General features: G+C 65.5%; 20 protein-coding genes. 9 read left to right on the top strand and 11 right to left on the bottom strand.

Annotated elements, in window-relative coordinates:
* The first annotated feature begins 76 nt into the window (after nt 1–76).
* The 3 genes from rsgA (at nt 77) to ACCQ16_RS16645 (ending at nt 3401) form a co-directional block, all read left to right on the top strand.
* A complete protein-coding gene (rsgA, locus tag ACCQ16_RS16655; protein WP_218533171.1) occupies nt 77–1168 on the top strand; it encodes a ribosome small subunit-dependent GTPase A in 1092 nt (363 codons plus the stop codon).
* Nucleotides 1168–2430, top strand: a complete 1263-nt coding sequence (locus ACCQ16_RS16650) for a flavohemoglobin expression-modulating QEGLA motif protein (protein ID WP_008573634.1) — start codon at nt 1168–1170, stop codon at nt 2428–2430. Before rsgA ends, ACCQ16_RS16650 begins: the two co-directional genes overlap by 1 nt.
* 290 nt (nt 2431–2720) lie before the next feature.
* Nucleotides 2721–3401 carry a type 1 glutamine amidotransferase domain-containing protein gene (locus tag ACCQ16_RS16645; RefSeq protein WP_011348546.1) on the top strand — a complete coding sequence of 227 codons (681 nt, stop codon included), beginning with the start codon at nt 2721–2723 and terminating at the stop codon, nt 3399–3401.
* 187 nt (nt 3402–3588) lie between these two features.
* Here ACCQ16_RS16645 and ACCQ16_RS16640 read toward each other — a convergent pair whose 3' ends face one another.
* Together ACCQ16_RS16640 and ACCQ16_RS16635 are read right to left on the bottom strand one after the other, a co-directional pair.
* Nucleotides 3589–5508: an alpha-amylase family protein gene (locus tag ACCQ16_RS16640; protein WP_277572489.1), complete on the bottom strand. Its 1920-nt coding sequence runs from the start codon at nt 5506–5508 to the stop codon at nt 3589–3591.
* Between the two features lie 34 nt (nt 5509–5542).
* Nucleotides 5543–7999, bottom strand: a complete 2457-nt coding sequence (locus tag ACCQ16_RS16635; protein ID WP_008573638.1) for a TonB-dependent receptor — start codon at nt 7997–7999, stop codon at nt 5543–5545.
* A 266-nt stretch (nt 8000–8265) separates the two neighbouring features.
* On the opposite strand from ACCQ16_RS16635, the gene ACCQ16_RS16630 reads away from it, so the two are divergent.
* Nucleotides 8266–9591 carry an MFS transporter gene (locus ACCQ16_RS16630; RefSeq protein WP_277572490.1) on the top strand — a complete coding sequence of 442 codons (1326 nt, stop codon included), beginning with the start codon at nt 8266–8268 and terminating at the stop codon, nt 9589–9591.
* 194 nt (nt 9592–9785) lie between these two features.
* Here the strand turns inward: ACCQ16_RS16630 and ACCQ16_RS16625 are convergent, their stop codons facing one another.
* The 4 genes from ACCQ16_RS16625 to ACCQ16_RS16610 form a co-directional block, all read right to left on the bottom strand.
* The gene (locus ACCQ16_RS16625; RefSeq protein WP_008573641.1) at nt 9786–10817 is read right to left on the bottom strand and encodes a LacI family DNA-binding transcriptional regulator; all 1032 of its coding nucleotides are present in this window, start codon (nt 10815–10817) and stop codon (nt 9786–9788) included.
* 240 nt (nt 10818–11057) lie between these two features.
* A complete protein-coding gene (gene phbB / locus ACCQ16_RS16620) occupies nt 11058–11798 on the bottom strand; it encodes an acetoacetyl-CoA reductase (protein ID WP_005912059.1) in 741 nt (246 codons plus the stop codon).
* A gap of 118 nt (nt 11799–11916) precedes the next feature.
* The gene (locus ACCQ16_RS16615) at nt 11917–13245 is read right to left on the bottom strand and encodes a CitMHS family transporter (protein ID WP_277572491.1); all 1329 of its coding nucleotides are present in this window, start codon (nt 13243–13245) and stop codon (nt 11917–11919) included.
* A gap of 226 nt (nt 13246–13471) precedes the next feature.
* Nucleotides 13472–14665 carry an OprO/OprP family phosphate-selective porin gene (locus tag ACCQ16_RS16610; RefSeq protein ID WP_005912055.1) on the bottom strand — a complete coding sequence of 398 codons (1194 nt, stop codon included), beginning with the start codon at nt 14663–14665 and terminating at the stop codon, nt 13472–13474.
* A gap of 255 nt (nt 14666–14920) precedes the next feature.
* Here ACCQ16_RS16610 and ACCQ16_RS16605 point away from each other — a divergent pair, with 255 nt between their 5' ends.
* From ACCQ16_RS16605 to ACCQ16_RS16590, 4 genes are all read left to right on the top strand, one after another.
* Nucleotides 14921–15622: a response regulator transcription factor gene (locus ACCQ16_RS16605; RefSeq protein ID WP_005912054.1), complete on the top strand. Its 702-nt coding sequence runs from the start codon at nt 14921–14923 to the stop codon at nt 15620–15622.
* Entirely contained in the window at nt 15615–17006 is a 1392-nt protein-coding gene (locus ACCQ16_RS16600; protein ID WP_029820232.1) for a sensor histidine kinase, read from the top strand. Before ACCQ16_RS16605 ends, ACCQ16_RS16600 begins: the two co-directional genes overlap by 8 nt.
* Nucleotides 17006–18055: an ABC transporter substrate-binding protein gene (locus tag ACCQ16_RS16595; RefSeq protein WP_218492862.1), complete on the top strand. Its 1050-nt coding sequence runs from the start codon at nt 17006–17008 to the stop codon at nt 18053–18055. The genes ACCQ16_RS16600 and ACCQ16_RS16595 overlap by 1 nt, the downstream gene beginning before the upstream one ends.
* Before the next feature lie 211 nt (nt 18056–18266).
* Nucleotides 18267–18905, top strand: a complete 639-nt coding sequence (locus ACCQ16_RS16590; RefSeq protein WP_003483405.1) for a response regulator — start codon at nt 18267–18269, stop codon at nt 18903–18905.
* A gap of 224 nt (nt 18906–19129) precedes the next feature.
* Here the strand turns inward: ACCQ16_RS16590 and ACCQ16_RS16585 are convergent, their stop codons facing one another.
* From ACCQ16_RS16585 to ACCQ16_RS16575, 3 genes are read right to left on the bottom strand one after another with little or no spacing between them, the layout of a single operon-like run.
* Nucleotides 19130–19498: an Atu4866 domain-containing protein gene (locus ACCQ16_RS16585; RefSeq protein ID WP_039419067.1), complete on the bottom strand. Its 369-nt coding sequence runs from the start codon at nt 19496–19498 to the stop codon at nt 19130–19132.
* 11 nt (nt 19499–19509) lie between these two features.
* The gene (locus ACCQ16_RS16580) at nt 19510–20055 is read right to left on the bottom strand and encodes a nuclear transport factor 2 family protein (protein WP_014091015.1); all 546 of its coding nucleotides are present in this window, start codon (nt 20053–20055) and stop codon (nt 19510–19512) included.
* A 16-nt stretch (nt 20056–20071) separates the two neighbouring features.
* Entirely contained in the window at nt 20072–21142 is a 1071-nt protein-coding gene (locus tag ACCQ16_RS16575; protein WP_011348537.1) for an aldo/keto reductase, read from the bottom strand.
* 249 nt (nt 21143–21391) lie between these two features.
* Here ACCQ16_RS16575 and ACCQ16_RS16570 point away from each other — a divergent pair, with 249 nt between their 5' ends.
* Entirely contained in the window at nt 21392–22294 is a 903-nt protein-coding gene (locus ACCQ16_RS16570; RefSeq protein WP_005912048.1) for a LysR family transcriptional regulator, read from the top strand.
* Here the strand turns inward: ACCQ16_RS16570 and ACCQ16_RS16565 are convergent.
* Complete coding sequence (locus tag ACCQ16_RS16565; RefSeq protein WP_277572492.1) at nt 22286–23065, bottom strand: substrate-binding domain-containing protein; 780 nt, start codon at nt 23063–23065, stop codon at nt 22286–22288. The genes ACCQ16_RS16570 and ACCQ16_RS16565 overlap by 9 nt on opposite strands.
* A complete protein-coding gene (locus tag ACCQ16_RS16560) occupies nt 23062–24411 on the bottom strand; it encodes an MFS transporter (RefSeq protein ID WP_014091012.1) in 1350 nt (449 codons plus the stop codon). The genes ACCQ16_RS16565 and ACCQ16_RS16560 overlap by 4 nt, the downstream gene beginning before the upstream one ends.
* Between the last annotated feature and the right edge of the window lie 259 nt (nt 24412–24670).

Below are 24670 nucleotides of genomic sequence, written 5' to 3'. Positions count from 1 at the left end.
TGCGGGGTCTGGCAAAAGTCCACGTGGCATTGCGCGTGGTGGATGCCGCAAATAGCAGTGGGCGTAGAATCGCCCCATGAGTCCCATCTCCCCCGACTACCCCACCCTCCAATCCATCGGCTGGCCCTGGCCGGGGCCGCCGCAGGAGCCGGCCTGGCAGGCTGTGTTCGCCGCGCATCCGCAGGCGTTGCCGGCGCGGGTGGTAGAGCAGCATCGCACCGGCTATGTGGTGGCCGATACGCCTCAGGCCAGCGTCAAGGCCGAGTCGTTGCCGGAGTGGCAGCGGCCGCGCTTTCCCAGCCATGAGCGGGCGGCGGTGGGCGACTGGGTGTTGATGGAGGGCAAGCGCATCGTGGCGCTGCTGCCGCGGCGCACTGCGATCAAGCGTGGGGCGGCCGGCGAGCATTACCACCAGCAGGTGATCGCGGCCAATATCGATACGGTGTTCATCGTGTGCGGGCTGGATGCGGACTTCAACCCGCGTCGCATCGAGCGCTATCTGTTGCTGGTGGGCGGCGGCGGTGCGCAGCCGGTGGTGGTGCTGACCAAGGCCGATCAGACCGAATACGCCGAGGATGCGTTGGCGGTGCTGGAAGAGCTGGAGGCGCAGAACATTCCGTTACGCGCGGTCAATGCCAAGGATCCGGACAGCGTGGCCGCGTTGCGGCCGTGGCTGGGCGATGGCCGCACGGCGGTGCTAGTGGGCTCGTCCGGTGCGGGTAAATCGACCCTGACCAATACGCTGCTCGGCACGCAGAAGATGAAGACCAATGCGGTGCGCGAGAACGATTCGCGCGGCCGCCACACCACCACGCATCGCGCGTTGATTCCATTGCCGTCCGGGGCGTGCCTGATCGACACGCCTGGTATGCGCGAGCTCAAGCCGACCGGCGAAGAGGATCTGGCCGAAGGCGGTTTTTCGGACGTGGAGGCCCTGGCGGCACAGTGCCGCTTCAACGATTGCGCGCATATCGCCGAGCCGGGCTGTGCGGTGCGTGCGGCGATCGACGCAGGCGAGCTGGACCCGGAGCGTGTTGCCAACTACATGAAGCTGCGGGTGGAAGTGGCCAGCGCCGCCGAGAAGCTCGCCACCCGCGTTGCGCAGAACAATCGCGGCAAGGGGTCGGGCAAGCGGCCGGCCAGCGTCGATCGTCCCGGACGGCGCTGATGCCCTCGCGCAAGGGGCCGCCGGACATCGTCCATCACGCGGGGCTGGATGCGCGCCTGGTCAAGGCCGTGCGCGGTGTGCGTCTGCTGGCCCTGGCCAGCTGGCCGCGCTCGCTGCAGGAGCCGTTTCTCAACAGCGTGGCGCGCGGGCAGCCGGAATTGCCGCAGGTCGAGTATCCATCGCTGGATTTCGGCGACACCCGGCGCGAATTGGCCGCCATCGCCAAGGACGCCGACCCGCATCATCCGCTGGGTGAATACCTCATCGATTCGGCGCATAGCTGGAGTCTTGCAGCAGGTTTGCTGGAGTCGTTGGGCACCCCGGCGGTGAGCGAGTACTCGGCGCAATTGTTCGGCGTGCCGGAGGACCCGATGCCGGGCAACGGGCCGAGCACACGCGAAGCGGCGCAGCATTTCATCCAGATCGCGCAGGAGCTGGATCGCGAACTGATGGCGCCGGAAGAGCAGGTGCCGGTCTCGGCCACCGCCTTGCGCATGCAGTTGCAGAACGATCTGGACGGGTTTTTCGAGGGGCGCGTCATCACTGTCACGCTCGATCCGGATCTGCTCGCCAAGGCGGCGGCCGGCGCGCATCGCATCCGCTTGCGCACCGGTGCCACGTTCAGCGATTACGACCGCGCGCAGCTGTTCCATCACGAAGCGCTGGTGCATTCGCTGACCGCGCTCAACGGGCGCGCGCAGGTGCATCTGCCCAGCCTGGGCATTTCGTCCCCGCGCACGACCGCAACGCAGGAGGGCCTGGCCACGTTTGCCGAGCAGATCACCGGCAGCATCGATATCGAGCGCATGAAGCGCATCAGCCTGCGCATCGAAGCGATTGCGATGGCACGCTCGGGTGCGGATTTCATCGAGGTATTTCGCTATTTCACCGCAGGCGGGCAGAGCGCTGCAGAAAGTTTTTCGTCGGCGCAGCGTGTGTTCCGCGGCGTGCCGACCAGTGGCGGCGGTGCGTTCACCAAGGACACCGTGTATCTGCGTGGTTTGGTCGCGGTGCACACCTTCTTCCGCCATTCCTTGCAGCGCGATCAGCTGCAGCTGTGCCGTTACCTGTTCGCCGGCAAGATGGCATTGGGCGATGTGGCGCGCTTTGCGCCGTTGTTCGACAGCGGCGTGCTGGTCGCGCCACGCTGGCTGCCGCCGTGGGTGAGCCGTGTCAGCGGGCTGGCCGGCATGCTGGCGTTTTCGTTGTTCGCCAACCGCATCCGCATGGATCAGCTGCAGCCGCCGGCAATGAATGTGTGAGGCGAGGCGTTTGCTGCCGTTGCGGCGCATCGCAGCGCCCGACAGTTGCTGACACAGCTGGCGAGACATTGTTGGGTGGGCGCGAATGGCGCGCAGGAGCCGGCATGTAAAAAGACACGTGCGGCGCCCGGAGCACCGGCGGCGCGCCTGTCAACTCATTGGCTTGTTGGACGCGATCGCAACATTCATGAACACATGCAGCGGGCACCACGCGCTCTACACGAGGCTGCAACGGGCTGAACTGCACACTGGCTGCCTTGCCCAGTTGGGCCATGACACGAGGCAATGCGATGAAAGTTTTGATGGTACTGACGTCCCACGACCAGCTTGGTGACACCGGCAAGAAGACCGGGTTTTGGCTGGAAGAATTTGCCGCGCCGTATTACGTGTTCAAGGATGCAGGCGCGGACATTACCCTGGTCTCGCCCAAGGGTGGCCAGCCGCCGCTGGATCCCAAGAGCGACGAGCCCGACGCACAAACCGACGCCACCAAGCGCTTCAAGCAGGACCAGGATGCGCAGAAGGCCCTTGCTAGCACGCACCGTCTGGCCGACATCAAGGCCGAGGACTTCGATGTGCTGTTCTACCCGGGCGGCCACGGCCCGCTCTGGGATCTGGCTGAAGACGCCGATTCCATCGCGCTGATCGAGACGTTTGCCAAGGCCAACAAGCCGCATGGTCTGGTGTGCCACGCACCAGGCGCGCTGCGTCGGGTCAAGGGCAGCGACGGCAAGCCGCTGGTCAATGGTCGCCGCGTCACGGGTTTCACCAACAGCGAAGAAGAGGGCGTGGGCCTGACCAAGATCGTGCCGTTCCTGGTCGAAGACGTGCTGACCGAACTCGGCGGCAAGTACGAAAAGGGCGCCGACTGGGGCGTGTACGTGGTCACCGACGGCACCCTGGTCACCGGTCAGAACCCGGCGTCTTCGGAGAAAACCGCAGAAACGCTGCTGGCGCTGGCAAAGCGCTGATTCCTGGCAATTGACGGGTGTTGAAAAAGCCCCGTTCCCGTCGGGGCTCAAGGCATGGCCCGCGCGCTCTTGGTGCGCGGGCCATGCTGCGCTTGCATCAGTAGGTGATTGCGCGGAGCGCGCTTAGGCGAAGATGCGGCTCACCAAACGCGCGGCCAATCACCGCTTACGCTTATCGGGTGCATGTTCAGCCCTTACGCTGCAACCAACGCACGCCGTAAGGCGGAAGCACGATCGATACATCGTCGCTCATGGCCGCGGCATCAACCGCGTCGTCGATGGCCAGCAGCGTCCATCCATCGACGCCGACCGCCGCAAGCTCCACGTCGAGCGGCTGGTCACTGAAGTTATGCAAGGCGATAAAGCTCTCGCCACGCGTCAATGCGAACACGCGAGCATCGTTCAACGCGACGCTGCCCAGTGCCTGATCCGCCGCCAACGCGGTGAGTGCGGTACGTTGCCGGATCAATCCACGCAAACGTCGGTACACCGTGCCACTCAGGCTGTTGGCATCGTGACGCTGCGCGGCAAGCTGCCAATCCATCGCCGGCCGATGCAGCCAACGGCCTTCATGCTGGCGGAGCGGATCGTCGCGATAGCCGGGGTCATTGACCATCGCCAATTCGTCGCCCATGTAGATCAGCGGGACACCCGGCATGGCAAGCGCAATGGCATACAGCAACACCAGCCGGTCCACTGCAACCGCCAACGCCGCCGCATCGCCTGCCTCCTGCGCGGCCTGGATGCCCGTAAGTGCAGCAGCCATGCCATTGGTTCCATGCACGCCGTCGCCGCTGCTCTGGAAACTCTCGCCGCGCGCGTAACTGCCAGGCACCGCGTTGGCATAGAAGCGCGCCACATCGCGTAGCGAAAACGGCTGCTGCGCTGCATTGCCGCTGGCTTCGTGCTGCAGCACATTCCAGCCGATATCGTCATGGCAACGCACATAACTCAACCATGCACAGTGGCGCGGCAGCGGTGGGCTGTGCGCGATCACGTTGTGCAGGATGTCGCCGCGTTGTAACGCCAGTGCCGACCAGCCGGCTGCCATCAAGCTGCTGTGATAGGCCAGATGGCATTCGTGGCCCTGGTCCGTGCCGCTCCCGAAGTATGGCGGCAGTTGCGTCATCGGCACGATGGCTTCGGCCTTCATCACCACCGCCGGCGCGACGATATCGGTCACCGCGCGCAGAGCCACCAGCAAGGTGTGCGCTTCGGGCTGGTTCATGCAATCGGTGCCGATACGCTTCCACAGATAGGCCGTGGAATCCAGGCGGAATGCTTCCACGCCCAGGTTGGCCAGCCGCAGCATCGCCAGGGCCATATCGCCGAATACGGCCGGGTTGCTCCAGTTCAAATCCCATTGATACGGATAGAACGTGGTCCACATCCATTGCGCGGTGTCGTCCACCCAGGTGAAGTTGCCAGGCGCTGTGTGCGGAAACACCTGCCCCAGCGTGGCTTCGTACCGGTCGGGCAGGCTGCGGTCGGCAAAGTGGTGGTAGTAATCCAGATAACGTGCATCGCCGGCGCGGGCCGCCTGTGCCCAGGCGTGATCGTCGGCGGTGTGATTGAGCACGAAGTCCGCGCACAGGCTGATGCCCGCTTCGAGCAGGCGGGTGGTGAGTGCGATCAAGTCGTCGTTGGTGCCCAGGCTGGGTGCCACCTGGCCGTAGTCGCTGACCGCAAAGCCGCCGTCGTTGTCGCCGGCGCGTGCGCGCAGGAATGGCAGCAGATGCAGGTAGCGCACGCCCAGTTCCTGCAGATACGGCACGCGTTCGGCCACGCCCTGCAGCGTGCCGGCAAAGCGGTCTGCGTAGGCGCTGTAGCCGAGCATGTGCTGTTCGCCGAACCAACCGGCGTGCCGGGTGCTGTCGAGCGTCTGCAAGGCTTGCGGGCGTTGCCGGGCGATCGTGCCTATCTCGCCCAGCCACTGCGCCAGCCACGATGCATAGTCGGCACGCTGGCCGTAGAGCGCGTGCAAGGCATCCAGCAAACGCGACGCGTGCTGGTCGTAGCGCGACAACAGCACGTCGGCGCGTTGCGGGTCCAGCGGCGCGGCGAAGGCCGCGCGCAATGCGGTGGAATCGATCGGGGAGGTGCTCATCAGAGGTCGCCGGGCAGGGCCCGGCGCGGGGTCCTTAAAAGTCGTAACGCAGGCTGATGCTGGTGGTACGGCCGGCAATCGAGCGCGCGCGGATGATGCCATTGGCCGGGATGGTCGCCTCTTCGGCTTCGGTCAGGCCAAAGGTGTTGAACAGGTTGTTGACGTTGAGCGCCACGGTGAGCGCGTCGGTGACGCGGTAGTCGCCGAACAGGTTCACCTGCGTATAGCCGGGCATCTTCAACTGATTGGCGTCTTGCGTGTAGGCGTCGGTGGTGCCGATCAGGTTCACGCCGAACTGGTAGCTGTCGCCGCGGTAGCTGGGTGTGAGCTGCCACACCACATCGGCCTGACGACGCGGCACGTTGCCGGTATTTTCCGGGGTGATCTGATCGCGCGAGATCTCTGCATCGGTCCAGGTCAGGCCGCCGTTGAGGGTGAAGCCTTGGTAGCGATAGCTGGCTTCCAGTTCCACGCCGTGCGCTTCATAGCTGCGATTGAAGAACCGCTGGCTGGTGATTTCGAAATTCTGCTCCTGGGTCCGTGCCGAGAACGCGGTGGCGAACAGGCTCAGCCCGTCGCGGCGCCACTTCAGGCCGGCTTCGGCCTGGCGCACCACGTTGACGCCTTCCTCGGAAGACACCGAACCGTCGTCGCGCACCACGCCGAACAACAACCGGTCTGCGTTGGCGCGTGCGCCGCGGCTGATGCGCGCAAACGCGCCCAGGTCGTCGGTGATCAGATAGTTGCCGCCCAGCGAGTACGACAGGTAATTCCAGTCGTAGTCCACCGGGCGCGAATTGGCGGTGTCCACCGTGGCCACGCGCTGTTCCACCGGTTGGATCACGCCATCGCCGTTGACATCCAGGTTCTGTGCGATGGCAGTGCCGTTGTAGCTGCCGCGCGCATCGCCCATGTCGTAGCGCAGGCTGCCGTCGACGCTGAACTTGCCGCTGTCGAAGGTGAGCGCAACGTAGGGCGCGTTGACGTCGTAGCGCACGTCGTAGCTGCGGGTGACGCAGCAGTCGCCCCAGAACGGCGTGCCGTAGGCGTACAGGCCGTTCTGCGAGCGTGAGACGCCGGCCGCGTCCACCACGTTGAGCAAGCGCGAATTGCGGCCCAGGCTCTGCACGTACGAGTTCCAGGTCCAGTCCATGTCGATGGTCTGGCGTGAGCTGTAATAGCCCATGCGCAGGTTCAGCGTGCGCCCGTCGCCGCCGAACTCGCGCGAGACGCTGAGGTCGTTAGTGACGTTGCCCAGGTCGTTGATGGCCACGTTGAACAGGTGGGTGCGAATCGCGTTGCCGGTGTAGGCCTGGCCAGCATTGGGTCCGCCGGCTTCCACCAGTTGCGCACCGGCACCGCCGATGGAAGCGGCCAGCGACGCGGCGTCGGTGACTTCGGCCGGGAACGGGCTGACGAAGCGGCCGCTGTTGTCGGCGACGCGGAACTTCTCGCTCAGGTTCCAGCCATTGCCCAGGTCGAACCAGGCCTCGGCACCGATGGTGCGCGAGATGGGGTGCATGCCGTCGCCCAGATCGGTGCGGCGCGGCTGGTTGTTGCCGTCCAGGCCCACGTCGGTGCGAAAGTTGCGGCTGTACAAGGTGTCGTTGCCGGGATCGAAACCGGGAAAGCCGCCCAGGTCTGGTGAGCCATCGCGGCCGCGCACCGAGGTGGGCACCGGCAGGTAGCCGGCGGCGCGGTCGTTGAGGTATTTGCCGTACAGGCGCACGTAGCCGTTGTCGAACAGGCGGGTGAGGTTGGCCTTGAGCTGGCCACCCTTGTCGGTGGTGTAGCCGGCATCGCGCACGCCATCGCCCTGGCGGAAGAAGCCGCCGATGTTGAACTGCCATTGCTCGGCGAACGGTGCGCCGTAATTGAAGTCGATGCGGGTGTTGTCGTAGTCCAGGCCGCGGCTGACGCCGACACTGCCGCCTGCGGTGTCACCGGTCTTGCTGATGAAGTTGATGATGCCGCCGGGCGCGTTGCTGGTGAAGGTGGACGCCGAACCGCCGCGGATGGCTTCGATGCGGTCCAGGGTGAAATCCGAACGCAGGAAGATGTCCGAGTTGCCGAAGGCGATATCGCCGAACTCCATCACCGGCAGGCCATCTTCCTGCAGTTGCAGGAATTTCGCACCGCCGGAGGCCACTGGCAAACCGCGCACGGCGATATTGGCATTGCCTTCGCCACCGCTGGATTCTGAGCGGATGCCGGGGATATTGCGGAAGATTTCTGCCGTACTGCGCGGCGCCGATTGTTCGATCGCCTCGGCGCCGACGGTACTGACCGAGACGCTGGATTTCAGTTTGGTGGTGGCGGTGGAGGTGCCGGTGACGAACACCGAATCCAGATTGACCGCGGCGCTGTCGGCAGCCGGCGGCGTGGCCGGCGCAGCGGCGGCTGTGTCCTGGGCCAGCGCGGCGGGCGCGCACAGGCAGGAGACGACCGCGCAGGCCAGGGCATGCAGGCGCATGGTGTGCAAGGTGGACATTGCGATTCTCTCTCTCACAGATGGTGGTGTGCCGACGCCTGCATCGTCCCCTCCCAGGGAGTGGCCATGTGGCCTGCAGTGCGAGCGCAGTAATACGCTGTAATACAATCGATTGCAATCTTGCGTCGCAGCATAAATGGCAATTCGCATCTGATTTATTTCAGATGGGGAAACGTGCTGCGATGCAGCGTTACAATCGATTGCATCAACGGCAGGGTACAGTGCGCTGCGGCCACCGGGAGCCGCACCGATGCCCAGGGCCTTGCATGTCGTCGACCGTTCCTAAGCTCTCCTTCGCGCGCATCCTGGCGCTCAACGCCGGGTTTTTTGGCGTGCAATACAGCTTCGGGCTGCAGCAGAGCAACATGAGCCCGATCTACAATTATCTGGGCGCCGACCACGCCAACCTGCCGTACCTGTGGCTGGCCGGGCCGATCACCGGCCTGGTGCTGCAGCCGTTCGTAGGGGCGTGGAGCGACCGCTCGGTGACGCGGTGGGGCCGGCGCATGCCGTACATGGTGCTGGGCGCGCTGGTGTGCAGCCTGTGCCTGCTGGCGATGCCGTTCAGTACCGCGCTGTGGATGGCGGTATGCCTGCTGTGGGTGCTGGATGCGGCCAACAACGTGGCGATGGAGCCCTACCGTGCGCTGGTGAGCGACGTCCTGGCGCCGCCGCAGCGACCGTTGGGATATCTCACCCAGAGCGCATTTACCGGCCTTGCGCAGACGCTGGCCTACCTCACGCCGCCGTTGCTGGTGTGGATGGGCATGAACCAGGACGCTGCCAACGCACACCACATCCCTTACGTCACCATTGCCGCGTTCGTGATCGGCGCGGGCTTTTCAGCAGGCTCGATCCTGCTCACCGCACGCAGCGTGCGCGAGCCGGCGATCGCGCCGGCAGAGATCGCACGCATCCGCCAGAGCGGCGCCGGGCTGGGTGCGACGGTGCGCGAAATCGGCAGCGCGCTGCGCGAGATGCCGCCCACCATGCGCCAGTTGGCCCCGGTGATGCTGTTTCAGTGGTACGCGATCTTTTGCTACTGGCAATACATCGTGCTGTCGCTGTCGACCACGTTGTTCGGCACCACCGACCCCACCTCGCATGGTTTCCGCGAGGCCGGCCTGGTCAATGGGCAGATCGGCGGGTTCTATAACTTCGTTGCGTTTCTGGCGGCGTTTGCGATGGTGCCGGTGGTGCGTCGCTTCGGTCCCAAGTACACGCATGCGGCCTGCCTGGTCGCCGCCGGTATCGGCATGTGGCTGCTGCCTGGCATCGAAAATCGCTGGCTGATGCTGCTGCCGATGATCGGCATTGGCCTGGCCTGGGCCAGCATGATGGGCAACCCGTATCTGATGCTGGCCGACAGCATCCCGCCCGAGCGCACCGGCGTGTACATGGGCTTGTTCAACCTGTTCATCGTACTGCCGATGCTGATCCAGATCGTCACCTTGCCGCTGTATTACGAGCATGTGCTGCACGGCGACCCGCGCAACGTGGTCCGTCTGGCCGGCGCGCTGATGCTGGCAGCGGCAGCGGCGATGCTGTGCGTACGGGGCCGCAAGCAGGGGACGAGCCCGGCAGGGGCGTAGCAATGCGGGGCTGACATCGCTGGCTGCCGCAGATGCCAGACGCGAGTGCCTGCCGGGTTGCCTGGGGTGGCGAGTACGGTGGATCGGCTGGCCGCCGGCCCTCATTCGCCCTTCGGGCACCTTCTCCCGCAGGCGGGAGAAGGAAGCGGGTTGCCGGGCTGGTATCTCCCAATCCCGAATCCCGAATCTCCGCCTCACGCCGACTCGCGCACCACCAGCTTCACCGGCATTTCAACCGATTGCACCTGCTCGCCTGCAATCAACGCCAGCAGCCGGTCTACCAACAACCGCGCGGCCAGGCCCAGATCCTGCTGCACGGTGGTCAACGGCGGTTGGCTGTAGGCGGCCAGCGGGATGTCGTCAAAGCCCACCAGCGAAATGTCCTGCGGCACGCGATGGCCGGCCTCGACCAGGGCGCGGATTGCACCCACGGCGATGACATCGGAGGCGGCGAACAGGCCATCGGGCGGGTCGGCTTTCTTGAGCATCGCGCGGGTAAGGCGGTAGGCATCTTCGCTGACGAAATGGCTGCGCGCGTGCAGCCGCGTATCGAATTCCAGCCCGTGTCGCTCCAGCGCGTGGCGATAGCCGGCAAACCGCGGTGCCACCTCGGGCAATTGGTCGTCGCCCAGAAAGGCGATGCGCTGGCGGCCGCTGGCGATGAGATGGTCGGTGGCGAGCACGCCGCCCTGGAAATTGTCGCTGCCCACGCTGATGTACGACTGCCCATCGATGCGGCTGCCCCATACCGCCATCGGCAGGCCGTCGCGTGCGGCCGCATCCAGCGCGGCGTGTTCGGAACTTTGCCCCAGCACGATCACGCCGTCGGAGCGGCTGCCGCGCGCGAGTTGTTCCACCCAGCCATCCTGATGCCGGTCCAGTTTGGAGAGCAGCATGCTGTAGCCGCGTCCGGTGAGTTCTTCGGCCAGCAGCGCCAGCATGGTCATCAGGAACGGGTCCGAAAGCGGCTGATCCAGCGCATGCATCATCGGCACTGCCACGCTCACGGTGTTGGAGCGTTTGGCGCGCAGGCTGCGTGCCACCGGGTCGACCTGGTAGCCGGCATCGGCCGCAATCTGCTTGATGTAGGCGCGCGTGCGTTCGGCCACGACCGGGCTGCCGGCCAGGGCCCGCGACACGGTGGATTCGGACACGCCCGCCATGCGCGCGATGTCGGCCATCTGCGGACGGGCAGTGAGCGTGGTGCGGTCTGAAGGTTTGGCCATGGCAGCGCGCTGCGGAAAAGCCAGAGTGTAATCAGTTCGCACTAGAGGCGGGTTGTTCGCACGGTGGCGGCTGCTTGTACGCGCGGGCGCGGCGCGCACGCGCACGGATCTGCTGGCCTTGTGGGCGCTGCCGCAGATCGGGCGCCGGACGTGCGGGGCAGGTGGGCAGCGAGACATGTAGCGGTGCGCGGCGAGAGCGTGTTGTGCGTACAGCGCAACGGGCCTCGTTTGCGCGCTCGCTCAGCCCATGTAGAGCCCGCCATTCACCGCGTAATCGGCGCCGGTGACATAGGCGGCCTCATCGGAGGCGAGCCAGGCGCACAGTCCGGCAACTTCGGCCGGTTTGCCGAGCCGGCGCACCGGCACCGAGGTGGCCAGGCGATCGAGCACATCCGGCGGAAAGCTGCTGATCGAGGCGCTGGCGATATAGCCGGGCGAGATGGTGTTGACGGTGACCCCGCGCGAGGCGACCTCTTGCGCCAACGCACGGCTGAAACCATGCATCGCCGCCTTGGCGGTGGCGAAATTGATCTGGCCGATCTGCCCCTTGTGCGCGCTGACCGAGCCGATATTGACGATGCGCCCCCAGCCGCGCGAGGTCATGCCATCGACCACCTGCTTGGTGATGTTGAACAGCGAATGCAGGTTGCTGGCGATCACCGCATTCCAGTCGTCGCGGCTCATCTGCCGGAACAAGGTGTCGCGGCTGCCGCCGGCATTGTTGACCAGCACATCGATCTCGCCGACTTCGGCCTTGACCTTGGCGAACGCAGCCACGGTGGATTCCCAATCGGCGGCATTGCCTTCGGATGCCACGAAATCGAAGCCCAACTCGCGCTGCTCGCGCAGCCACGACGCCTTGCGCGGCGAATTGGGCCCGCAACCGGCAACCACGGTGTGCCCGCTGCGCGCCAGTTTCTGGCAGATCGCGGTACCGACACTGCCCATGCCACTGGTGACGTATGCGATGCGGAGAGTCATTGGGTGTCACTCCTTCGGAGTTGGGATTCGGGATTGGGGATGACGGGATTCGCAATAGCGGGCAGCGGTATTCGCTTTTGCGAATCCCCAATCCCGAATGCCGAATCCCGGCGCGCGGCTAGCGCGCCAAAGGGAACAGACCAAACAACAACCCGCCGCCCAGCATCAACAGCGAAATCAGCACCGCCCACTTGAGCGTGAAGCGTTGATGGTCGGCGAAGTCGACCTTGGCCAGGCCGACCAGCAGATAGGTCGATGGCACCAGGGGGCTGAGCAGGTGCACCGGCTGGCCGGCGAGCGAGGCGCGGGCCATTTCCACCGGGGTGATGCCGTAATGGCCTGCGGCTTCGGACAGGATCGGCAGCACGCCGAAATAGAAGGCGTCGTTGGACATGAAGAACGTGAACGGCATGCTGACGATCGCCGTGATCACCGCCAGATACGGGCCCCAGCTGTCGGGAATGACGGCCAGAAAACTGCGCGACATCGCTTCGACCATGCCGGTGTTGGACAGGATGCCGGTGAAGATGCCCGCAGCGAAAATCAGCGACACCACCGACAGCACGTTGCCGGCGTGATTGACCAGGCGGCGGCGCTGCTCGGCGAGGTTCGGGTAGTTGATCATCAGCGCCAGCGCAAAGCCGATCATGAACAGCACCGGCATCGGCAGCACGCCCTTCACCAGCGCGCCCATCAACGCCAGGGTCAGGATCAGGTTCACCCACAGCAGCTTGGGCCGCTTCATGTCTTCGGTGTCTTCCACGCGCGGCAGGGCGTCGTTGTCTTCGGGGATGCTGGTGTCCAGCCAGTTGCCGTCCGCCGGCAGACGCACCACGCCCAGGCGGCGACGTTCGCGCATGCCCAGATACCATGCCAGTGCAAGGATGCCGGCGATCGCCAGCAGCATGGCCGGTACCAGCGGCACGAAAACATCGCCCGGTTCCACATGCAGCGCGGTGGCCGCACGCGCAGTGGGGCCGCCCCACGGCGTCAGGTTCATCACGCCGCTGGCAAGGATGGTGACGCAGGTGAGGTTGAGCGCGTTCATGCCCAGGCGCTGGTACAGCGGCAACATCGCAGAGACGGTGATCATGTAGGTGGTGGAGCCGTCGCCGTCGAGCGAGATCAGCATCGCCAGGATCGCCGTGCCCATCACGATCTTCAGCGGGTCGCCCTTGACCAGGCGCAGGATGCGGCCGACCAGCGGGTCGAACAGCCCGGCATCGATCATCACCCCGAAGTACAGGATGGCGAACATCAGCATCACGCCGGTGGGCGCGATCTTCTTGATGCCTTCGAGCATCATCTCGTTGATGCCAGTGCCGAAGCCGCCCAGCAACGCGAACACGATCGGTACCGTGATCAGAGCCACCAACGGCGATAGCCGCTTGCTCATGATCAGGTACATGAAGGTGATCACCATTCCGAAACCGAGCGCGGTCAGCATGCGGGCGAATCCTTTGAGGCGTACAACAGGGGGAGAGTGGAGCTCAGCGTTGCGCAAGGTGCGCAGCGCTGACGATGCAGGTGCGCGGTTGCTGCTGGACGCACGCGGGGTAACGCAAGCGCGGCGTTGCGCGCGGGCGTACCGACGTAGCGGCGCGTTGCGCAGATATGCGCGAACAGCGTGCGCACGTCGGTGTTTCTGATTGCCGACACGATGCAGTTGCGCATCAGAAGTCGTACTGAAAGCGGCCGGTTACCGCCAGCGTGTGGTCGACCACTGCGTTGGCGATGCGGTCGCGGTTGTGGCTATCGATCACGTTGAGCATCACGCGCAGGTTCGGCTTGAAATACCAGTTGCCGCCCAGCGTCCACGACTGCGTGCTGGCGTTGATGAAGTCCGGTTGCCCGTCCAGATGCTGGCCGCCACGCATGTAGTCGTAGCGCAATGCCAGCTCGAACGCACCGGACGGGCGGTTGGGCGTGGCAATGCGGCTGAAGCGGCCGGTCTTGCGGTCGTACCCGCGCGATTCGCCGGTGACGAACCAGCTGACCAGCCCATAGCTGGCCAACACCTTGGCGTGCTGCGCGCCATCGTCGAGCAGGCCACCGCTGAATTCGCTCTGCCACGACCACGGGCCGAGCACTTCGGCATATTCCAGCGACCATTTGTCGAAATCGGTATCGCGGCCATCGGCAAAGCGCGCCAGAGTGATGCGGCTATTGTTGGCCAGATCGTTTTCCGGACGTGGGCGGATCAGCAGCGATGAAGCGCCCCCACTGCCCGGATGCGAATAGCGCTCGTGCGCCAGCGAGACACCCAGGTGGCGCAAGCGCGCCTGGCCCATCTCCGGCGCATAGGTCAGGCGCGTGCCGAGCGCACCGCCCTTGGTCGAAGAATTGTCGATGCTTTCCAGGCTGTAGGCGGACGTTGACCAGGTTGCATCCGGGCGACTGGTCTGCCAGGAAATGGCCTTGCGGTAGATCGGCGCCAGCGTGGTCGAGGCGTAGCCGCGTTCCAGGAATGGGCCGTAGTTGGAGCCGGTGCGATCGTCGAGCGAGAAGTACTGCTTGAATTGGCCAACGGTCAACGTACCGGCCGAGAACTTCTTGGCGATATAGACATCGCGCGCCAGGATGCCGCGGCTGCCCGCCTCGTATTGCAGGCCGGCGAAATCCGCCTCGGCCTTGTAGTTGAAACCGTAGAACTTGCCGGACACGTCCAGCCACACGCGGCGGAACTGGGTGTCGTTGCGCTCGCGTGCACCACGGTCGTCGTTGTCGAACATGGTGAAGTCCCAATGCACGCGCCCGCCCACTTCGGCAGTGACCGGGCCGGCCTCGTCGGCTGCATGTGCCGCCGGTGCCAGGCAGATCGCCGCGCAGGCGCCCAAGGCACGCAAACGCAAGGTGTCGTTGCTCACAGACCCTCCCAGGTACAGGTGTGAATCACGTTTGGCAATGCACCGCACAACCGCCGCGGCGCGTTGGCAGCAGCCTAGTCCGGCGAAGCTGTCATGGACCTGTCGTTTGGGGGCGGGGATTGGGGAGTCGGGATTTGGGATTCGCAAAAGCAGAGTTGCAACAGCGGCGAGCTTTTGTACGCGTGGCCTGTTACCTTCCGGCCGCGACCAACCGCTGTTCCGAATCCCCAATCCCTATTCACGAATCCCTGCCCCATGCGCCTTCTGCTAGTGGAAGACAATGCCGATCTCGCCGATGCCATCGTGCGGCGTATGCGCCGTAGCGGGCATGCGGTGGATTGGCAGGCCGATGGGTTGGCGGCGGCCAGCGTGCTGCGGTATCAGAGCTTCGATCTGGTGGTGCTGGACATCGGTCTGCCCAAACTCGATGGGCTGCGGGTGCTGGCCGGCATGCGCGAGCGGGGCGATACCACGCCGGTGCTGATGCTGACTGCGCGCGATGGCATCGAAGACCGCGTGCAGGCACTGGATGTCGGTGCGGACGATTACCTGGGCAAGCCGTTCGACTTTCGTGAGTTCGAAGCGCGTTGCCGCGTGTTGCTGCGGCGTAACCGGGGCCAGGCCAGCGAGGTGGTGCAGATCGGCGGATTCGTCTTCGACAATGCCGCGCACACGCTGCTGCTGGATGGCGTGCCGATCGAGTTGCCCAATCGCGAATATCGCCTGTTCGAGATCCTGATCGGACGGCTCGGACAGGTGGTTGGCAAGGACGAGATCGGCAACGGCTTGTTCGGCTTCGACGACGACGCCGGCCCCAATGCGATCGAGCTGTATGTCGGCCGGCTGCGGCGCAAGCTGGCCGCCGCGCCGTTGCGTATCGTCACCGTGCGCGGTGCCGGTTACAAACTCGAAGAAGCCGACCCGCATGCGCCGGTGGAGCCGGGCGCCGATGGCTGAGCCGCTGGTGGTGGCACCGTCGATCCGGCGCACCTTGCTGCTGTACCTGGGCAGCCTGTCGCTGCTGGGTGCGGTGGTGCTGTTCTTTGCCGCACGCGATTACGGCGAGCGGGCGGCCAATCGGTCCTACGATCACCTGCTGGTGTCCTCGGCGCTGTCGATCATCGACAGCGTGGCCTTGGTCGGCGGCGACTGGCAGGTGGATCTGCCGTATGCCTCGCTGGATCTGCTCGGCATGGCGCCGGAAGACCGCGTGTTCTATCGCGTGTTCGATGCGCAGGGCCGCACCATCACCGGCGAAGACACGCTGCCGCCGCCGCCGCGTGCGCCCCGCGACGAGCGGCCGCTGCTGTTCGATGCGCAGTACAGCGGCGAGCCGGTGCGCTTTGCGGTGGTGATGCATCGGGTGGCGTCGGCCTCGGGGCAGGGCGAGGTGCGCGTGCAGGTGGGCCAGACCCGGCGCGCACGCGATGCGGTGGCGCGCGATGTGGTGCTCAACGCCTTGGTGGCGATCGGCGTGCTGTCGCTGCTGGCGCTGGGCCTGGTGTGGCTGGGGGTCTACCGCGCGTTGCGGCCGCTGCAGCGCATCGAGCGCGATCTGTCGCGGCGCGAACCCTCCGACCTCAAGCCGCTGAACGTGCCGGCGCCGCAGGAAATGCAGTTGATGGTGACCGCGCTCAACCGGTTCATGGCGCGGCTATCGTCCAGCAACGAAACCCTGCGCGCCTTCATGGCCGAAGCCGCGCACCAGATGCGCACACCACTGGCGGCCTTGCGCGCGCAGGCGCAGCTGGCGATGGACGACGACGACCCGCACGAGATGCAACGCAGCCTGGTGGCGATCGAGCGCAACGCCAGCCATATGAGCCGGCTGCTCAATCAGTTGCTCAGCGATGCCAGCGTGATCCACCGCGCCAACCTGCAGCGCTTTGCCACCGTGGATCTGGCCGATGTACTGCATCAGGCCCTGCACGAAGCGCTGCCGCGCAGCCCAGGCGCACCGCGCGTGCAGCTGGCGATCGACCCGAAACCGGCGCTGCTGCGCGGCGATGCCTTGCTGCTCCGCGAGGCGCTGAAAAACCTGATCGACAACGCCTGCAAATACGGTGCCGGTGCCGGTGCCCCGCTGCAGGTGGCGCTCACCAGCGACGGCAACCACCACGTGCTGACCATTGCCGATCATGGCCCGGGCATTCCGGCGGCCGAAGCCGAGCGTGTGTTCGAGCGTTTCGTGCGGGGGGCGGATGCCCCGGCCGGCGGCGCCGGGCTGGGGTTGGCCATCGTCAAGCGCGTGGTGGAAGCGCATGGCGGGCGCATCGATCTGTCCAACCGCATCGGTGGCGGCTTGATCGCCTCGCTGCATTTTCCCGGAGGAGACGCGTGATGCGGGCGATGTGGATGCTGCTGTTGCTGCTGGTCCATGGCCTCGCCTGCGCGGCGCCCGGCGATGTGCGGCGCTTTCCTGCACAGGGCCCGGTGCGTGTGCAGCTGCGCGTGCAGGGCTCCACCGACCTGGAAGTGTTCGGCGCAGTCATCCGGGATTACCAGCGGCTGCATCCGGGCACCGAGGTGATCTACGAAGACGTGATTGCCTGGGACATCTATGACCGTTATCTGCACCCAAGTCATGGCGCACCTGCTGCAGACATGCTGATCAGCGCCAGCATGGATCTGCAGACCAAACTGGTGAACGACGGCCACGCGTTGGCGCATCGCTCCGCACAGACCGAAGCCTTGCCGGCATGGGCGCAATGGCGCCATGAAGTGTTCGGCATCAGCTACGAGCCGGTGGCCATCGTCTACAACACGCGCAAGCTGGATGCCGCCCGCGTGCCGCGCACGCGCCGGCAGTTGCTGGCGTTGTTGCGCGCGCCCGATGCACCGCTGCGCGGCAAGGTCGGCACCTACGATGTCGAACGCAGCGGCGTGGGGTATCTGTTCGCGACCCAGGACGGCCAGGTGGGCAGTATCGCCGGCGCGCTGCTCGCGGCGCTGGGGGCCAACCGGGTGGTGTTGGAGGAGCGCACCGGCAGCCTGCTCGATCGGGTCAGCCGTGGCGAGCTCCTGCTGGCCTACAACGTGCTTGGCTCCTACGCGCAGGCCCGCATCGATGCGGGCGCGCCGCTGGGCATCGTGCAGCCGCAGGACTACACGCTGGTGGCGCTGCGCACGGCGGTGATCCCCAAGACGGCGCCGCATGCGCCGGAGGCGCGCCGGTTTCTCGACTACCTGCTTTCGCCGCGCGGCCAGCAGGTGCTGTCGCGCGAGGCGCGGCTGATGCCGATCCTGCCGGCCGCCGGTGGCCGCGGCGGTTCGGCGCAGCCACCGTTCCGCCCGATCCCGCTCGGCCCCGGTCTGCTGGTGTATCTGGACAAGCTCAAACGCCGCCAGTTCCTGGACGCCTGGCGGGCGAGCACGCAGCCGCCGCGTTAGAGCGTGTGATGCACGTTGAGATGAGATGCATTGGCCGTCAGCGGTGTGGAGCGGCCACCGCTTGGCTTGTCTTGGCGCGCCAGCCAAGCCGGCGCCACGCAGCACCCGCTCCGTGCCGCTGACGGCCAACCCTCCGCTTCGCACTCACCTCAACGTACATGACACGCTCTAGTGCAAGGCATCGGCGGCGGCGCTGTGCCAGACTTGGCGCATGGCTGATCTCACCATTCTCGTCGCCGACGACCACCCGCTGTTCCGCGCCGCCGTCATCCACGTGCTGCAGCAGACCCTGCCGCAGGCCAACGTGGTGGAAGCCTCCAGCGCTGCCACCCTGAGTGCCATGCTGCGTTCGCATCCGCAGGCCGAGCTGGTGCTGCTGGATCTGGCCATGCCCGGTGCACGCGGTTTTTCGGCGTTGTTGCACGTGCGTGGCGAACACCCGGACATTCCGGTGGTGGTGATCTCCTCCAACGATCATCCGCGTGTGATCCGGCGTGCGCAGCAGTTCGGCGCGGCCGGGTTCATTCCCAAATCCACGCCGGCCGAATCGATCGGCACCGCGGTGGCCAGCGTGCTGGAAGGCGGCACCTGGTTCCCGCCGATGACCGCCGAGCGTTCGGAGGCCGACGCACAACTGGCTTCCAAACTCGCCCAGCTCACGCCACAACAGTTCCGTGTGCTGCTGAGCCTGGCCGATGGCCTGCTCAACAAGCAGATCGCGCACGAACTGGGCCTGGCCGAGAACACCGTCAAGGTGCATGTCACCGCGATCCTGAAAAAGCTCGACTGCTACAGCCGCACCCAGGCCGCGGTGTTGGTCAAGGCGCTGGAGCCGGAAGGCGAGGGCTGAGCTAGCCTGCGCAACGGGTGGCCGCGCATTGCCGTCTGCAGCCCACATGACACATCCCGCAGAACGCATGCAGGCATTGCGCCTGCGCATCAAGAGCGGCTGGCAAAACGCAGCGAGCAGTCGTCAGGTGAGCATGGACTGCGTACTCAGACCCTCAGTGCACGCACAGCTACATGTGGCAGCGAGCACCAGCCGCATGGCGACTGCCGCAGTGTCTATTGGCTCTAGGCCGGCGGCTGCCGATAGAACACCATGCCGCCATGATGCAGCTCGTCGTCGGTGACGAAGCGGCCATCGGCGGTGAAGCCGGTGTCGTCCCAGTATTCGATGTGAGTGCCGGTGATTTCGTAACGGCCCTGGTAGGCGCTTTGGCGCGTGCCGCGGGCCTCGTCGTAGCGGCCGTTCGGCAGGAGTTCCTGCCGGATCCGTCCGTCGCCGGTGACCCACATGCCGAGATAGGGGTGTGCTTGCATCGGATGTCCTGGTTGCTGGGTCGCGATAGTGGTCGGCGCCTTAGGCGGTTGCGCAGCTGCCGCGAACGGGCAGGCGAGCGCCGAGCCGGCGCCCAGCGCCACCGCGATGGCGGCTTTCATCGGCCTGTCGCTCATGGGCTGGCCCTGCGTTGCATTTGGCTGCGACCGCGCTGCAGCACGGCGTCGTAGGCGGGCAGGTCCAGGAACGCGTTGACCTCGACCGCCTTGCCACCGGCCATCCGCATGATCCATGCGTAGCGATTGCGATAGCTGCCGCCATCGCGCAGCGTGGCCACGCCTTCCCACTGCACGATGACGTGCTCGCCATCGGCCCAGATGCGTTGCTGCACGGGCCGCAGTGGCGAGGCCAGGCGCTCGCTCAGCGGACGCACCGCGGCGTCGACCAACACCTCGCGACCACGCAAGGTGCCGGCGCTCGGACCGGAGCCTTCGATGGTCCACACCACCTCGGGCGACAGCAGCGTCTCGAAGATACCGCTGCCCCCGTTTCGCCACTGCGCAAAGGCCGCTTCGACGATGCGCTTGTTGCAGATGGGCACGAGTTGCTCTGCGCAGGTGTCTGTGGATGCAGCATCCTTGGATGTGGCGCCGGCATTGCCTGCGAACGCTGCGGCGACAAGCAGCGCTGCTGACGTGATGGTTGGGAGTCTGGTCATGGCTGCTCCGTGGTGGTTAGGTGCGCAGCTGCACGTGATGGGTGCCGTAGATCAACTGCTGCGCCATCGGCCTGCCGATGAAGCGTTCGGGAAAGATCGGCGGCACTGCGCTGACCGCGTCCAGGCGCGCGACATGCGCGTCGCTGAGCACGATCTCCAGCGCGCCGAAGTTGTCTTCGGCCTGCTGCAAGGTGCGTGCGCCCATCACCGGCGACACGACGGCCGGGTTGCGCAAGGTCCAGGCCAGCGCCACCTGCGAGCGCGATGCGCCCAGTTCATCGGCGACCGCACCGACCACATCGGCGATCTCCAGCGCGCGTGCATTGAGATGCCCGGTCGAGGCGATCACGCCCTTGCGGCTGCTCGACACCTCTGCCGCATTGTCGTCGGTCAGATCGGCGCGGCTGTATTTACCGGTGAGGATGCCACCGCCCAGCGGCGACCACGGCAACACGCCCAGGCCGAGTTCGCGCGCCATCGGCAGCAGCTCGTGTTCGACGCTGCGTTCGACCAGGCTGTACTCGATCTGCAGCGCCACCAACGGCGACCAGCCGCGCAGGTCGGCCAGGGTCTGCAATTGCGCCACGCGCCAGGCCGGCGTATTGCAGATGCCCAGATAAAGCACCTTGCCCGATTGCACCAGATGCTCCAGCCCGCGCATCACCTCGTCCGGTGCGGTGGTGAAGTCCCAGGCGTGCAGGTACAGCAGGTCGATCCGGTCGGTGGCAAGTTGGCGCAGGCTGGTTTCAACCGAGCGAATCAGGTTCAGGCGATGATTGCCGCCGGAATTGATGTTGTCCGCATCGCGCGCCATGGTGAATTTGGTGGCCAGCACGAAGCGTTCGCGTCGGTCCTTGATCAACTCGCCGAGGATGCGTTCGGAGCCGCCGTTGGTGTAGTTCACTGCGGTGTCGATGAAGTTGCCGCCGCGGTCGGCATAGGCGTCGAAGATGCGTTTGGCTTCGCCTGCATCTGCGCCCCAGCCCCAGGCTTCGCCGAAGGTCATGGTGCCCAGCGACAGGGGCGAGACGCGCAGGCCGGAGCGGCCGAGCAGGCGGTAGTGGTCCAGTGAGCGTGGCTGATGCATGCGTGATGTCTCCCGGTAGCGACGTGGTGCGTGTTGCCAGCCACTGTGCCGCGGCGCGGGGGGCGAGCGTGAGCCTGGTTATCCGGCATCCTTGCCTGATCGTCCGAATCGCCGCGGCTAGTCATGGCTGTTCCCCTGCCGATGCATGCACTGCGCCCGAATGCAGCGGCTCTCTTGGCGTCAGACGCAGCACCGCAGGCAAGCGTCTATGCTATGGCGACCGCCATCGAACACTGAAGCCGCGGCACCGTGACCATCAAATTCGACCTCAACGATCTGCAGGCATTCCGTGCGGTTGCCGAAAACGGCAGCTTTCGCCGCGCTGCCGAACGCATCCGCATCACGCAACCGGCACTCAGCCGCAGGATCGACAAGCTCGAGTCGGCGTTGAACGTCAAACTGTTCGAGCGCACCACGCGCAAGGTCACGCTCACCACCGTCGGCCAGGCGTTCATGCCGCAGGTCGAGCGCATGCTCGACGATCTGGACATGGCGCTGATGAGCATCGGCGATGCAGGGTCCAGCAGGATGGGCACGGTGACCGTGGCCTGCGTGCCGTCTGCGGCGTACTACTTCATGCCGCAGGCGATCCACGGGCTGCATCAGTTGTTTCCCAAGATCCGCATCCGGCTGTTCGACGGCAGCGCCAGTCATGTCAGTGCGGCAGTGGCCTCCGGCGAAGCGGATTTCGGGGTCAGCTTCAGCGGCAACCTGGCGCCGGAGGTGGAGTTCGAACCGTTGTTGCAGGAGCGCTATGTGATTGCCTGCCGCCAGGACCATCCGCTGTCCGGGCGCGCACAGGTCAGCTGGCAGGAGGCCTACGGTTACGACTACATCACGCTGGACAAGACATCGGGCAACCGGCTGGTGCTGGATCGGGCGCTGGCTGCATTCACGCCGGACAAGCCGAGCATCTGCGAGACCAGGCATGTCACCACGTTGCTGGGGTTGGTGGAGGCCGGCGTCGGTATTGCCGCCGTGCCGTCGATTGCCATGCCGTCCGGCCCGCATCCGGTGCTGGCGGCGGTGCCGCTGGTCGAACCGGAGGTGTCGCGCAACGTGGGGCTGCTGAAACGTCGCGGACGCACGCTGACACCGACCGCGCTGGAACTGGCGGAACTGGTGCGACGGATGCCCGCACGTTCAGGGTGACACCGGGTCCAGGCCGGTCGCGCGCGCCACCGCCTGCGCATTACCCGACTGCAGGTACGCAAGCAGGCGCTTGGCCGCCTCGGGATGCTCCGCGTTGACCGGAACGCCCGCCGCATAGCGCGTGATCGACTGCAGCGGTTCGGGGATCTTGCCGACAAACTCCACGCCTGCCACCGGAAGCAACTCGGCCACCTGCTGAAAGCCGAGCTGATAGCTGCCATCGGCCACCACCGTGCCCACCGGGATGCGCGGAATCTTCTTGCTCTTGGCCATCATCGGGCCTTCGATCTGCAACTTTTTGAATAGCGTGGTTTCGATGTAGACGCCGCTGGCGCTGTCGGAATAGGCCACCGAATCGGCGTGCAGCAGCGTCTGTTTGAAGTGCTCGACGCTGTCGATCTTGGGTTTGGGTGCACCGCTGCGCACCACCATGCCGATCCTGGAATCGGCCAGTTCCACCCGCGATGCCGGGTCGACCACGCCTGTGTCGATCAGCTTCTGCAGCGCGCTGCCGACCATGATCACCACATCGGCATGCTCACCGCGTGCAAGCCGGTTGGGAATGGCTTGTGGCGTTTCGCCCATCGAAGGACCGAGCAGGGTGGTGACCTTCACCCCGGTCTGCTTGCTGTATTGCGGCGCCAGGCGATCGAAGGCGGCCGTGAAACCGCCGGAGGTCATCACGGTCAACTCCTGTGCGCCCGCCGCTGTGGACAGCAGAACCGTTGCAACGATCGCAGCCAACCATTTTTTCCACCTGCTCCGCATCATTTCGTCGCTCCTGCCGCAGCATCCAGGCCGGTCGCCGTCGCTGGATTGCCTTGGCGGCGATACAGAAACAGCGTGGCCCCCAGCGCGCACGCCGACGCGAAGACCAGCCAATAGCCGGGCGCCGCCTTGTCGCCGGTGACATGGATCAGCCAGGTGGAGATCACCGGCGTAAAACCGCCAAACACCGCGGTTGCCAGGCTGTAGGCGAGCGAAAATCCTGCTACCCGCACATGCGCTGGCATCCGTTCGGTGAGCGCCGGGATCATGGCGCCGTTGTAGAGGCCGTAGATGAAGGACAGCCACAGCAGCGCCTGCAACATATGCGTAAAGCTCGGCGCGGCCGCAAGCAACGCGAGCACCGGATAGGCCGTCGCGATGCACACCACCGCCATGGTCACCAGCAGCGGCTTGCGGCCGAAGCGGTCGCTGAGCGCGCCGCCGATCGGCAGCCAGATGAAATTGGACACGCCCACCAGCAGCGTCACGATCAATGCATCGCCGGTGCTGAGTTTGAGCACGGTCTTGCCGAACGTCGGTGCGTACACGGTGATCAGATAGAACGCGGTCGTCGTCAGCGCGACCATCAAGCCGCCGGCAATCACGATGCCGGCATTGTTCGCCAGCCCACGCATCACCTGCTTCATCGTGACCGGCTGCCGGCGCTGCGCAAATTCGGCAGTCTCTTCCAGGCTTCGCCGCAGCAAGAAGATGAAAGGGATGATGACGCAACCGATGCCGAACGGAATCCGCCAGCCCCATTGCGCCAGATCCTGCGGCGCCATCAGCTGGTTGAGCGCAAACCCGATCGCGGCCGCCGCGACGATGGCAAGCTGCTGGCTGGCCGATTGCCAACTGGCATAGAAGCCGCGCCGGCCCGGTGTCGCCATCTCGGCCAGATACACCGACACGCCGCCCATTTCCGCGCCGGCCGAAAAGCCCTGCAGCAAGCGCCCGAGCAGCACCAGGGCCGGGGCCCACAAGCCGATGCTGGCGTAGCCTGGCACCAGCACGATCAGCACGGTACCGCTGGCCATGATCGCCAAGGTGACGATCAGGCCTTTGCGGCGCCCGACATCGTCGATGTAGGCACCCAGGATCACCGCACCCAGCGGCCGCATCAGAAAGCCCGCGCCAAACACGGCGAAGGTCATCATCAGGGACGCGAATTCGTTGCTCGCCGGGAAGAAGGCCGCGGCGATCTGCGTTGCATAAAAGCCGAACAGGAAGAAGTCGAACTGCTCGAGGAAGTTGCCCGAGGTCACCCTCAGCACCATCCCGAGTTTGGACTGTTGCGTTGCCTCACCGCTGGAACTGTGCATAAATCGCCCTCCACGATAGGTATGCATGGACGTCTGACACCTGAGGCACTCGATTCTGGTCCAGATGGTCGATGTTGATAATTGCTGCTTTCTCATCGATTGATGCGCGTTGAACATCGGCCCTCGCGGCTGCAGTGCGCGACGCGCAGTGGCCTCGCCACGACGCCCATGCGCATTCGCCATCGGCCACTGGCGTTGCCGCCTGACCTGAAGGTCGATCCGTCCATGCCGTCGCCGCAGGGGCGCTGGCGGCCTGCCGATGCGCCAATTAGATTGGTGCGTGCAC

Source organism: Xanthomonas sp. NCPPB 1062, assembly GCF_041481705.2.
In the GTDB taxonomy this organism is placed as follows: Bacteria; Pseudomonadota; Gammaproteobacteria; order Xanthomonadales; family Xanthomonadaceae; genus Xanthomonas; species Xanthomonas euvesicatoria.
The sequence above is the reverse complement of the archived record's forward strand: the minus strand, read 5'-3'. Positions and strand labels throughout refer to the sequence as shown.